Genomic DNA, 13,066 nt, shown 5'->3' with positions numbered 1-13,066 from the left:
TTTACCTACGTAGACGGTGTGAATCCCCAGATAGATTTTTCCTAATCTTCTGGCTCTCGCCGTAAAAAGCATCTCCATCTTAGATGGGGAAGAGTAGAACAGGGAAGCCAATTTCGGCAACCCATTAAACCAGGAGTAACACCCATGGCTTTAAATCTTCAAGGCAAAAAAGCAATTGTTGCTGAAGTCAACGAAGCAGCCACTGGTGCTCTTTCTGCAGTTGTTGCAGATTCTCGTGGTGTAACAGTTGGTGCTATCACTGCCCTTCGTAAAGAAGCTCGTGAAGCTGGTGTATGGATGAAAGTTGTTCGTAACACTTTAGCTAAACGTGCTGTTGAAGGTACAGATTTTGAGTGCCTTTCTGACTCACTTGTAGGTCCAAGCTTAATCGCTTTCTCTTCAGAGCACCCAGGTGCTGCTGCGCGTATCTTCAAAGATTTCGCGAAGAAGAACGAGAAATTCGAAGTTAAGACGGCTGCATTTGAAGGTAACGTAGTAGACGCAGCTATGCTAGCAACTCTACCTACTTACGACGAAGCTGTTGCACGCTTAATGAGCGCTATGAAAGAAGCGTCTGCAGGTAAATTGTGTAAAACAATTGAAGCAGTACGTGTACAGAAAGAAGAGCAAGCTGCTTAATTTTAAGCTGTTTTTTTGTTCACTTTCGGTGTAATATTTTTTTTGGGCTATATTTAGTCCGTAATAATTAGGAAATTTGTAATGTCTGTAACTAAAGACCAAATCCTTGATGCTATTGCTGAAATGTCAGTAATGGACGTTGTTGCTCTAGTTGAAGCAATGGAAGAAAAATTCGGCGTAACTGCAGCTGCTGCTGTTGTTGCTGGTCCTGCTGCTGAAGCAGCTGAAGAAAAGACTGAGTTCGACGTAATCCTTACTGGCGCTGGCGCTAACAAGGTTGCAGCTATCAAAGCTGTACGTGGTGCTACTGGTCTTGGCCTTAAAGAAGCTAAAGCACTTGTTGAAGCTGCTCCTGCACCTATCAAAGAAGGTGTATCTAAAGAAGAAGCTGAAGCACTTGCAAAAGACCTTACTGAAGCTGGTGCTGAAGTTGAGGTTAAGTAATCTAGCTTACGCTAGGTTCGCTGCCTGAGTAATCAGGCAAGGGCTGGTGATTATTTAATCACCGGCCTTTTTGCGCTATAGAGCGATGCAATCCTGTAACGCAAATAAAATCTAATTTTCTCTTTACTTTCAAGTTGTTACCTATTTTGGTGTTGAAAGTGTCAGAGCAAAATAGAACAACAATTTAATGTTGTACATCTTGGCTTAGATGCCAGTTAAGTCTGTTCTTACAAGAACAGGTCGGGTCAAAGATCAGCAAGCTGAGGAACCCCATGGCTTACTCTTATTCTGAAAAGAAACGTATCCGTAAGGATTTTGGTAAACGTCCACAAGTTTTGGATATACCTTTCTTACTGTCGACGCAGTTAGAATCGTTTAAAAAATTCTTAGTCCCTGACGCTGATGGCGATCACGGTTTGGAAGCTGCTTTCCGTTCTGTGTTTCCTATCAAAAGCTACTCGGGAAATTCTGAGCTTCAATACGTAAGTTATCGTATTGGTGAGCCAGTATTCGATGTAAAAGAATGTCAAATTCGCGGTGTGACTTATTCTGCTCCACTTCGCGTAAAATTGCGTCTTGTGGTGATGGACAAAGAAGCACCAGGCACAGTTAAAGACATTAAAGAGCAAGAAGTTTACATGGGCGAAATTCCGCTCATGACTGATACCGGTACCTTTGTTATCAATGGTACAGAGCGTGTTATCGTTTCTCAGCTACACCGTAGCCCTGGTGTATTCTTTGATAACGACCGCGGTAAAACTCACTCGTCAGGTAAAGTACTTTATAACGCGCGTGTAATTCCTTACCGTGGTTCATGGTTAGACTTCGAGTTTGATGCAAAAGATAACCTTTATGTACGTATTGACCGTCGTCGTAAATTACCGGCGTCAATCATCTTACGTGCACTTGAGTACTCAACGGATGAAATCCTAGAGATATTCTTCGATACAACTGCGTTTGAAGTTGCTGACGGTAAAGTTCTTATGGAACTTGTTCCTTCACGCTTACGTGGTGAAACTGCCGCTTTTGATATCAAAGGCGAAGACGGTGAAGTCCTTGTTGAAGCGGGTCGTCGTATTACTGCGCGTCACATCAAGAACATCGAGAAAAAAGGTATTAACCAATTAGAAGTACCGCATGAGTACATCATTGGTCGTGTTGTAGCTAAAAACTATGTTGATGAGTCAACGGGTGAGATCATCGCAAACGCGAATGACGAGCTATCACTTGAGCTAATGGCTGAATTGGTTAAAGCAGGTCACACTAAGATTGATACACTATATATCAACGAAGTGGACAGCGGCGCCTACATGTCAGATACATTACGTATCGACACAACAAGCAACCGTTTAGAAGCATTAGTAGAAATTTATCGCATGATGCGCCCAGGCGAGCCACCGACGAAAGACGCGGCTGAAGCCTTATTTGATAACTTGTTCTTCTCTGACGAGCGTTACGATTTATCAACAGTTGGTCGTATGAAGTTCAATAGCCGTGTAGGTTATGACTCAGATACTGGCCCTGGCACATTATCGAAAGAAGACATCGTAGCTGTTATGAAAGTGCTTATCGCTATTCGTAACGGTGTTGGCGATGTTGATGATATCGACCACTTAGGCAACCGTCGTATCCGTAGTGTTGGCGAAATGGCTGAGAACCAATTCCGCGTTGGTCTAGTACGTGTTGAGCGTGCTGTACGTGAGCGTTTAAGCTTAGGTGACCTTGACGCTGTAATGCCACAAGATCTTATTAACGCTAAGCCTATTTCGGCTGCGGTTAAAGAGTTCTTTGGTTCATCTCAGTTATCACAGTTCATGGACCAAAATAACCCGCTTTCAGAAGTAACGCACAAGCGTCGTATTTCTGCATTAGGCCCGGGTGGTTTAACACGTGAACGCGCTGGCTTCGAGGTTCGAGACGTTCACGTAACTCACTATGGTCGTGTATGTCCAATCGAAACGCCTGAGGGTCCAAACATCGGTCTAATTAACTCATTGTCTACGTACGCACGTACTAATGACTATGGTTTCTTAGAAACACCTTACCGTAAAGTGGTAAACGGTGTAGTTACTGATGAAGTAGATTACTTATCAGCCATTGAAGAAGGTCAGTTTGTTATCGCTCAGGCGAACTCAAACTTGAACGAAAACAATGAGTTTGTTGATGAACTAATTCCATGTCGTCACAAAGGTGAATCAACCTTTATGGGCAAAATGGACCAACAATATATGGACGTATCACCACAACAGGTGATCTCTGTAGCGGCAGCACTTATCCCGTTCCTAGAACACGATGATGCTAACCGTGCATTGATGGGTTCAAACATGCAACGTCAAGCCGTACCAACACTTATCGCGGACAAACCGCTGGTAGGTACAGGTATCGAGCTGACACTAGCGAAAGATTCTGGTGTAACTATCGTTGCTAAGCGTGGTGGTGAAGTAATGTATGCGGATGCAAGCCGCATCGTTGTAAATGTACATGAAGATGAGCGTATTCCAGGTGAAGCGGGCATCGATATTTACAACCTTACTAAATACACTCGCTCAAACCAAAATACATGTATTAACCAAAAACCAACTTGTATGGTTGGTGAGCCGGTAACACGTGGTGACGTATTAGCAGATGGTCCTTCGACTGACCTAGGTGACTTAGCACTTGGTCAAAACCTTCGCGTGGCATTCATGCCATGGAACGGTTATAACTTCGAGGATTCAATCCTACTATCTGAGCGTGTAGTTCAAGAAGATCGTCTAACGACTATCCACATTCAAGAACTACAATGTATCGCACGTGATACTAAATTAGGTCCTGAAGAGATCACAGCAGATATCCCTAACGTAGGTGAGTCTGCACTAGGCAAGCTTGATGAATCAGGCGTTGTTTATATCGGTGCTGAAGTTAAAGGCGGCGATATCCTAGTAGGTAAAGTGACTCCGAAAGGCGAAACGCAATTAACACCAGAAGAAAAGCTACTACGTGCTATCTTCGGTGAGAAAGCGTCAGACGTTAAAGACAGCTCTTTACGCGTACCAAACTCTGTAACTGGTACTGTAATCGACGTACAAGTTTTCACCCGTGACGGTGTTGAAAAAGATAAGCGTGCGTTAGAAGTTGAAGACATGCAGCTTCGCGAAGCGAAGAAAGACTTCAACGAAGAGTTCCGTATCTTAGAAGCAGGTGTATTAGACCGTGCTCGTAAGTTACTTGTTGACGCAGGTCTGAACGCAGATTCAATTGCATCACTAAATGCTGAAAAGCTGCTTACTCAAAGCCTTGCTGAAGAAGACAAGCAAGCTGAACTTGAGCAACTAGCTGCCCAGTACGATGAGCTTAAAGCTGAATACGATAAGAAGTTTGAAAACAAACGTCGTAAGATCACTCAAGGTGATGACTTAGCACCAGGCGTACTTAAGATTGTTAAAGTATACCTAGCTGTTAAACGTCGTATCCAACCAGGTGATAAGATGGCGGGTCGTCACGGTAACAAAGGTGTTATCTCGACTATCGTACCAGTAGAAGATATGCCATACGATGACAAAGGTCGTACGGTAGACATCGTTCTGAACCCGCTAGGTGTACCATCACGTATGAACATCGGTCAGATCCTAGAAACACACATGGGTCTTGCTGCACGTGGTGTGGGTGAGCGTTTAGAAGAAATGATGAAAGAGCAGCGTGAACTGCACGAAATCCGTAGCTTCGTTAAGAAAGTTTACGAATTAGGTGATTGTCGTCAGAAAGTTGATATCGACTCGTTCTCTGATGATGAAGTTCGTCGCTTAGCTGATAACTTGAAAGGTGGTTTACCGATCGCAACTCCAGCCTTTGATGGTGCTCGTGAAAGCGAAATCAAAGACTTACTAGAGCTTGGTGGTTATCCAAGAAGCGGTCAAGTTACACTTTATGATGGCCGTACTGGCGATCAGTTCGAACGTCAAGTAACTGTTGGTTACATGTACATGCTGAAACTTAACCACTTGGTTGATGACAAGATGCACGCACGTTCAACTGGTTCTTACAGCCTTGTTACTCAGCAGCCGCTGGGTGGTAAAGCTCAGTTCGGTGGCCAGCGTTTCGGTGAGATGGAGGTGTGGGCACTAGAAGCTTACGGTGCTGCATATACTCTACAAGAAATGCTAACAGTGAAATCGGATGACGTGAACGGTCGTACTAAGATGTATAAGAACATCGTAGATGGTAACCATAAGATGGAACCAGGTATGCCAGAATCGTTCAACGTATTGTTGAAAGAAATCCGCTCACTGGGTATCAACATCGAGTTGGAAGAAAATTAAGCCATTTAGGTGCGGCGTAAGCCGCACCTGTTAGGCCGAATAGAATGTAGGGGCGATTGGTTCGCCCTCAAGATTAACCTCCGACAGGAGAGCTAAGGTGAAAGACTTACTTAAGTTTCTGAAGCAACAAAATAAGACCGAAGAATTCGATGCAATTCGCATTGGTCTTGCTTCGCCAGATATGGTTCGTTCATGGTCATACGGTGAAGTAAAGAAACCTGAGACAATCAACTACCGTACTTTCAAGCCTGAGCGCGACGGCTTATTCTGTGCCCGTATTTTCGGCCCAGTGAAAGATTATGAGTGTTTATGTGGTAAATATAAGCGCCTTAAGCACCGTGGTGTTATTTGTGAAAAGTGTGGCGTTGAAGTAACGCTTACTAAAGTGCGTCGTGACCGTATGGGTCACATTGAGCTTGCGAGCCCAGTTGCGCACATTTGGTTCTTAAAATCATTACCGTCACGTATTGGCTTAATGCTAGACATGACACTTCGTGACATCGAGCGCGTACTTTACTTCGAATCATTCGTAGTAACTGAGCCTGGTATGACAACGCTTGAGCGTGGTCAGCTTTTAGGTGAAGAAGAGTACCTAGATGCACTTGAAGAGCACGGTGATGAGTTTGAAGCGAAGATGGGTGCAGAAGCAGTATTAGACTTGCTTCGTGAACTTGATCTTGGCCAATTAATTGCTGAAATGCGCGAAGAGTTACCAACAATTAACTCTGAAACTAAGCGTAAGAAGATCACTAAACGTCTTAAATTAATGGAATCTTTCCACCAATCAGGTAACAACCCTGAGTGGATGATCATGACAGTACTTCCAGTACTTCCGCCTGATCTACGTCCATTAGTACCACTAGACGGTGGTCGTTTTGCGACTTCTGATCTGAATGACCTTTACCGTCGTGTTATTAACCGTAATAACCGTCTTAAGCGTCTATTAGATCTAGCAGCACCAGACATTATCGTACGCAACGAAAAACGTATGTTACAAGAAGCGGTAGATGCGCTACTTGATAACGGTCGTCGCGGTCGTGCGATTACAGGTTCTAACAAACGTCCTCTTAAATCGCTTGCTGATATGATCAAAGGTAAGCAAGGTCGTTTCCGTCAGAACTTACTTGGTAAACGTGTAGATTACTCTGGCCGTTCTGTAATCACAGTAGGTCCTACGCTTAAACTACACCAGTGTGGTCTTCCTAAGAAGATGGCACTTGAGCTATTCAAACCATTTATCTACGGCAAATTAGAGCGTCGCGGCATGGCTACGACTATCAAAGCTGCTAAGAAGATGGTTGAGCGTGAAGTGGCAGAAGTATGGGATGTATTAGACGAAGTAATTCGTGAACATCCAGTATTACTTAACCGTGCACCAACACTGCACCGTTTGGGTATCCAAGCGTTCGAACCTGTGCTTATCGAAGGTAAAGCGATCCATTTACACCCATTAGTTTGTGCAGCGTACAACGCTGACTTCGATGGTGACCAAATGGCGGTACACGTACCGTTAACGCTTGAAGCACAGTTAGAAGCACGTGCTCTAATGATGTCTACAAACAACATCCTATCTCCAGCGAATGGTGAGCCAATCATCGTTCCTTCACAGGACGTTGTATTAGGTCTTTACTACATGACTCGTGATCGCATCAATGCGAAAGGCGAAGGTACTGTATTTAAAGATCCTAAAGAAGCTGAAAAAGCATACCGCAGTGGTAATGCTGAGCTACATGCGCGCGTAAAAGTACGTATTAGCGAAACAGTTGACAATGAAGAAGGTGAAGCAGTTGAGCAAGTATCTATTGTTGAAACAACAGTAGGTCGTGCAATTCTTTCACTAATCCTACCTAAAGGCATGCCGTTTGAGTTAATCAACCAAGCCCTAGGTAAGAAACAAATTTCTGGCTTATTAAACGAGTGTTACCGTCGTCTAGGTCTTAAAGATACCGTTATCTTTGCTGACCAAGTAATGTACACAGGTTTCCACTACGCAATGAAGTCAGGTGTTTCAATCGGTATCGATGACTTAGTTATCCCACCGGTTAAAGCAGAAATCATTGAATCAGCGGAAGCTGAAGTAACTGAAATCAACCAACAATTCCAATCAGGTCTTGTAACGGCTGGTGAAAAGTACAACAAAGTTATCGATATCTGGTCACGTGTAAATGAAAACTTATCACGTGAGATGATGGCGAACTTATCAAAAGACACTGTAATCAACGCGAAAGGCGAAGAAGAAGAGCAATCTTCATTTAACTCAGTGTTTATGATGGCAGACTCAGGTGCACGTGGTAGCGCCGCTCAGATCCGTCAGTTAGCGGGTATGCGTGGTCTAATGGCACGTCCAGATGGTTCAATCATCGAGACACCAATCACGGCGAACTTCCGTGAAGGTCTAAACGTACTACAGTACTTCATCTCAACGCACGGTGCGCGTAAAGGTCTTGCCGATACAGCACTTAAAACAGCAAACTCGGGTTACTTAACGCGTCGTCTAGTAGATGTTGCACAAGACTTAGTAATCAACGAAGACGACTGTGGCACAGAAGATGGCTTAACAATGAAACCGCTTATCGAAGGTGGTGACGTTGTAGAAGCACTTCGTGAACGTGTACTAGGTCGTGTTGTTGCTGAAGATGTATTAATTCCAAATACTAACGAAGTACTTGTTGAGCGTAACGTTATGCTTGACGAAAAACTGTGTGACCTTTTAGAAGAGCACTCAGTGGATGAAGTACGCGTTCGTTCAGTAATCACTTGTGATAATGACTTTGGTGTATGTGCTAAGTGTTACGGTCGTGACCTTGCGCGTGGCCACATCATCAACCCAGGTGAGTCAGTAGGTGTTATCGCGGCACAATCAATCGGTGAGCCGGGTACACAGCTTACGATGCGTACCTTCCACATCGGTGGTGCGGCATCTCGAGCGTCTGCTGAAAACAGTGTACAAGTTAAAACTAACGGTACATTGAAGTTACACAATGCGAAGTACGTATTAAACACAGACGGTAAGATTGTTATCACGTCTCGTTCAACAGAGATCACTATCATCGATAGCTTTGGTCGTGAGAAAGAGCGTTATAAAGTACCTTACGGTGCGGTGTTAGCAGTACAAGATAATGCAGAAGTTCAAGGTAACGACATCGTTGCTACTTGGGACCCGCATAGTCACCCAATCGTTCTTGAGCACAAGTCAAAAATCTCATTCAGCGACATTGATGACTCAAATACCGAAGCACAAACAGACGAGTTAACTGGTTTAACACGTGTGGTTGTTAAAGACTTAGGTAAAGCGAATGCGAAAGAACCTAAACTAATCATCGAAAGCGATGAGCGTGGTCTGCAAGAAACACGTCTTCCTTCATTCACAACGATTGAAGTAACAGACGGTGCAACTGCAAACCCAGGTGACGTACTAGCACGTATTCCGCAAGAAGGTTCGAAGACTCGTGATATCACGGGTGGTCTACCTCGCGTAGCTGACTTATTCGAAGCACGTAAGCCGAAAGATCCTGCAATCCTTGCAGAAATCACAGGTACTATCAGCTTCGGTAAAGAAACTAAAGGTAAGAAGCGTCTTGTAATCACTCCTGCTGAGGGTGACGCATACGAAGAGATGATCCCTAAATGGCGTCAACTTAACGTGTTCGAAGGTGAGCAAGTGTCTAAAGGTGAGGTTATCGCCGATGGTCCTGAGTCACCACATGACATCTTACGCCTACGTGGTGTAACTCATGTAGCTAACTACATCGTTAACGAAGTGCAAGAGGTTTACCGCTTGCAAGGCGTTAAGATCAATGACAAGCACATTGAGACAATTATTCGTCAGATGCTACGTAAATGTATCATCCTTGACGGCGGTGACACTGAGTTCTTAGCCGGTGAACAAGTTGAAGTAGCACGCGTTAATATTTCTAACCGTGAACTTGAGAAACAAGGCAAGATCCCAGCGAAGTTTGAAATCCAGTTAATGGGTATCACTAAAGCGTCACTTGCAACAGAATCTTTCATTTCTGCAGCATCGTTCCAGGAGACAACTCGTGTCCTAACTGAAGCCGCTGTAAATGGTAAGAGCGATGAGCTTCGTGGTCTGAAAGAGAACGTAATCGTGGGTCGTCTGATCCCAGCTGGTACAGGCTTTGCGTATCACCAAGACCGTTTAAACCGTCGCAAGCAAGGTGAAATCGTTGAAGAGCAAACAGTAAGCGCTGAAGAGGCAACTCAAGCACTTACTGACGCACTAAACGCAGATATCTCTGGAAACCAATAATCTCAGCTTAATCAATAGATTAAGAAATCGTAAGGCAGTTATCTTCTGCCTTACGATGAGTTAAGGTTGACAGGTTAAACTTTGCTCATTAAAATTCCGCCACCCATTTGCCTGCACGTTTTGTAACGAGCATGTAAACAGGGCGGATTTTTTTATTTTTTCAGTAGTAATTTTAATTTCAGGAGCTATTTAAATGGCAACTATTAACCAGCTAGTGCGTAAGCCACGTCGTAGCAAAGTTACTAAAAGTAACTCAGCTGCACTTAAAGCTTGTCCGCAAAAGCGTGGTGTATGTACTCGTGTATATACAACTACACCTAAGAAACCAAACTCTGCATTACGTAAAGTAGCGCGTGTTCGTTTAACTAACGGTTTCGAAGTAACATCTTACATTGGTGGTGAAGGCCACAACTTACAAGAGCACAGTGTAATCCTAATCCGTGGTGGTCGTGTTAAAGACTTACCAGGTGTGCGTTTCCACACTGTACGTGGTGCACTTGACTGTGCAGGCGTTAGCGACCGTCGTCAAGCTCGTTCTAAATACGGTGCTAAACGCCCTAAGGGCTAATGGTTCTCCGTTAGTAAGGCCAAGCACTAAATTTTTAAATTAATTGTTTTGGGTATTGACTCTAAAAGAGCAAACCTGAAGATACCGGAGATACAAAATGCCTAGAAGACGCGTAATAGGTCAACGTAAAATTCTTCCAGATCCTAAGTTCGGATCGGAACTTCTTGCTAAATTCGTTAACGTAGTAATGTTAGACGGCAAGAAATCTACTGCTGAAAAAATCGTTTATGGTGCGTTAGACGTGGCTGCTGAGAAATCAGGCAAGTCGCACCTTGAAATCTTTGAAGCTGCACTTGAAAACGTTCGCCCACAGGTAGAGGTTAAATCTCGCCGTGTTGGTGGTTCAACGTACCAAGTACCAGTTGAAGTACGTCCAGTACGTCGCAACGCATTAGGTATGCGTTGGTTAGTAGACGCTGCACGTAAGCGTGGCGAAAAATCTATGGGCTTACGTTTAGCTCAAGAAATCGTTGACGCTGCTGACAACAAAGGCACTGCGGTTAAGAAACGTGAAGACGTTCACCGTATGGCTGAAGCGAATAAAGCATTCGCTCATTACCGTTGGTAATCTGCCCTTAACCTTTAAGAGGATCATATGGCACGTACAACTCCACTTGAGCGCTATCGCAATATCGGTATTTGCGCTCACGTAGATGCAGGTAAAACCACCACAACAGAACGTGTTCTGTTCTACACGGGTCTTTCTCATAAGATCGGTGAAGTACATGATGGTGCTGCAACTATGGATTGGATGGAGCAGGAACAAGAGCGTGGTATCACAATCACTTCTGCTGCAACAACGTGTTTCTGGAAAGGGATGGACGCTCAATTTGACGACCATCGCATCAATATCATTGATACGCCAGGACACGTAGATTTCACTATCGAAGTAGAGCGTTCTTTACGCGTACTCGATGGTGCGGTAGTTGTTCTTTGTGCTTCATCTGGTGTACAGCCGCAAACTGAGACAGTTTGGCGTCAGGCGAACAAATACGAAGTTCCTCGCATGATCTTCGTAAACAAAATGGATCGCACTGGCGCTGACTTCTTAACAGTTGTGGACCAGGTGAAATCTCGTCTTGGAGCAACGCCTGTTCCAATTCAGCTACCAATTGGTGCTGAAGACGACTTTAAAGGTGTTATTGACCTTATTAAGATGAAAGCCATTAACTGGAATGCCGAAGATCAAGGCATGACTTTCTCTTATGAGGCCATTCCGGCAGAGCTTCTGGAGCTTGCAGAAGAATGGCGTTCTCACATGGTTGAGAGCGCTGCTGAAGCATCAGAAGAACTAATGGACAAATATCTAGAAGGTGAAGACCTGACCGAAGCTGAAATTAAAGCAGCTTTACGTCAGCGCACATTAGCAAACGAAATTGTTCCAATGACGTGTGGTAGTGCATTTAAGAATAAGGGTGTTCAAGCTGTGCTTGATGCTGTTATCGAATATATGCCTGCGCCAACACAAGTGAAACAAATCCAAGGTATCGTTGAAGATGGTACTGAGGAAGAACGTCCTGCTGATGACAACGCACCGTTTGCCGCACTTGCTTTTAAGATTGCGACAGACCCGTTCGTTGGCACCTTGACCTTCTTCCGTGTTTACTCTGGTACTGTTAAACAGGGTGATGCGGTATACAATCCAGTTAAAAGTAAGCGTGAGCGACTTGGTCGTATCGTTCAGATGCATTCAAACTCACGTGAAGAGATCAAAGTAGTCTACGCAGGCGACATCGCAGCGGCTATTGGTCTTAAAGACGTAACAACAGGTGAGACACTGTGTGATCCGAACTCAATCATTACGCTTGAGCGTATGGAGTTCCCAGAGCCAGTTATCTCTGTTGCGGTTGAGCCTCGCACAGTCGCTGACCAAGATAAGATGGGTATCGCGTTAGGTAAACTAGCGGCAGAAGATCCGTCTTTCAGAGTACAAACTGACGAAGAATCAGGCCAGACTATTATTTCTGGTATGGGTGAACTTCACCTTGATATCATTGTCGACCGTATGAAACGTGAATTCAGTGTTGAATGTAACGTTGGTAAGCCGCAGGTAGCATACCGTGAAGCTATCCGTTCAGCTGTTGAAGTTGAAGGGAAGTTCGTACGTCAATCAGGTGGTCGTGGTCAATATGGTCACGTCTGGCTTAAACTTGAACCGATGGATATTTCGGAAGATGATGCGCCAACTTACGAATTCGTTAACGAAATCGTTGGTGGTTCAGTTCCTAAAGAATACATCCCTGCGGTAGACAAAGGCATCCAAGAGCAAATGGCTCAAGGTGTGCTTGCTGGCTACCCATTACTTGGCGTTAAAGCGACTTTATATGATGGTTCATTCCATGATGTAGACTCGAATGAAATGGCATTTAAGATTGCAGGTTCAATGGCGATGAAGAAAGGTGCGCTTGAAGCAAACCCTGCTCTTCTAGAACCAGTAATGAAGGTTGAAGTTATCACTCCTGAAGAAAACATGGGTGATGTAGTTGGTGACTTAAACCGTCGCCGCGGCATGATCGAAGGCATGGAAGAAGCATTCGGTGGTCTTAAGCAAATTAATGCGCAAGTACCACTTTCTGAAATGTTTGGTTATGCAACTGATCTGCGATCTGCAACACAAGGCCGTGCATCTTACTCTATGGAGTTTTTGAAGTATGCAGAAGCCGCTAAAAACGTTGCAGATGCAATAATTGCAGCTCGCGCTGTTATATGATTTAGCTTGTCTGGCCCAATAGTGGGTCAGGCGTTAATTTCTTTATAGGAATTTTTTAAGATGGCAAAAGAAAAGTTTGAACGCGTAAAACCGCACGTAAACGTTGGTACAATCGGCCACGTTGACCACGGTAAAAC

At 44.3% G+C, this 13,066-nt stretch carries 7 protein-coding genes and 1 pseudogene; all 8 read left to right on the top strand.

The genetic code is table 11. The annotated features are described in order from the left end of the window. Positions 1–144 precede the first annotated feature (144 nt). Positions 145–639, top strand: coding sequence for a 50S ribosomal protein L10 (gene rplJ, locus NO991_RS20000; RefSeq protein ID WP_054554829.1), 495 nt, complete (start codon positions 145–147; stop codon positions 637–639). Positions 640–720: 81 nt separating this feature from the next. Beyond that, entirely contained in the window at positions 721–1,083 is a 363-nt protein-coding gene (gene rplL, locus NO991_RS19995; protein WP_054554830.1) for a 50S ribosomal protein L7/L12, read from the top strand. A 272-nt stretch (positions 1,084–1,355) separates the two neighbouring features. Next, positions 1,356–5,381, top strand: coding sequence for a DNA-directed RNA polymerase subunit beta (rpoB, locus tag NO991_RS19990; protein WP_054554831.1), 4,026 nt, complete (start codon positions 1,356–1,358; stop codon positions 5,379–5,381). Between the two features lie 97 nt (positions 5,382–5,478). Then, positions 5,479–9,651, top strand: a complete 4,173-nt coding sequence (rpoC, locus tag NO991_RS19985; RefSeq protein WP_054554832.1) for a DNA-directed RNA polymerase subunit beta' — start codon at positions 5,479–5,481, stop codon at positions 9,649–9,651. A 193-nt stretch (positions 9,652–9,844) separates the two neighbouring features. Further along, complete coding sequence (rpsL, locus tag NO991_RS19980) at positions 9,845–10,219, top strand: 30S ribosomal protein S12 (protein WP_002958885.1); 375 nt, start codon at positions 9,845–9,847, stop codon at positions 10,217–10,219. Between the two features lie 97 nt (positions 10,220–10,316). Continuing rightward, entirely contained in the window at positions 10,317–10,787 is a 471-nt protein-coding gene (rpsG, locus tag NO991_RS19975) for a 30S ribosomal protein S7 (RefSeq protein WP_054554834.1), read from the top strand. Between the two features lie 27 nt (positions 10,788–10,814). Then, entirely contained in the window at positions 10,815–12,929 is a 2,115-nt protein-coding gene (gene fusA, locus NO991_RS19970) for an elongation factor G (protein ID WP_054554835.1), read from the top strand. Between the two features lie 60 nt (positions 12,930–12,989). After that, positions 12,990–13,066, top strand: a pseudogene (locus NO991_RS19965) (elongation factor Tu); the annotation flags it as partial.

It is taken from the genome of Pseudoalteromonas sp. DY56-GL22, assembly GCF_041414715.1.
Lineage (GTDB): Bacteria > Pseudomonadota > Gammaproteobacteria > Enterobacterales > Alteromonadaceae > Pseudoalteromonas > Pseudoalteromonas simplex.
This window is presented reverse-complemented; position numbering and strand designations above follow the sequence as displayed.

Excerpts from the sequence above, each read along its gene's own strand:
- rplL (WP_054554830.1), top strand. The coding sequence starts at position 721 with ATGTCTGTAACTAAAGACCAAATCCTTGATGCTATTGCTGAAATGTCA.
- rpoB (WP_054554831.1), top strand. The coding sequence starts at position 1,356 with ATGGCTTACTCTTATTCTGAAAAGAAACGTATCCGTAAGGATTTTGGT.
- fusA (WP_054554835.1), top strand. The coding sequence starts at position 10,815 with ATGGCACGTACAACTCCACTTGAGCGCTATCGCAATATCGGTATTTGC.
- rplJ (WP_054554829.1), top strand. The coding sequence starts at position 145 with ATGGCTTTAAATCTTCAAGGCAAAAAAGCAATTGTTGCTGAAGTCAAC.
- rpsL (WP_002958885.1), top strand. The coding sequence starts at position 9,845 with ATGGCAACTATTAACCAGCTAGTGCGTAAGCCACGTCGTAGCAAAGTT.
- rpsG (WP_054554834.1), top strand. The coding sequence starts at position 10,317 with ATGCCTAGAAGACGCGTAATAGGTCAACGTAAAATTCTTCCAGATCCT.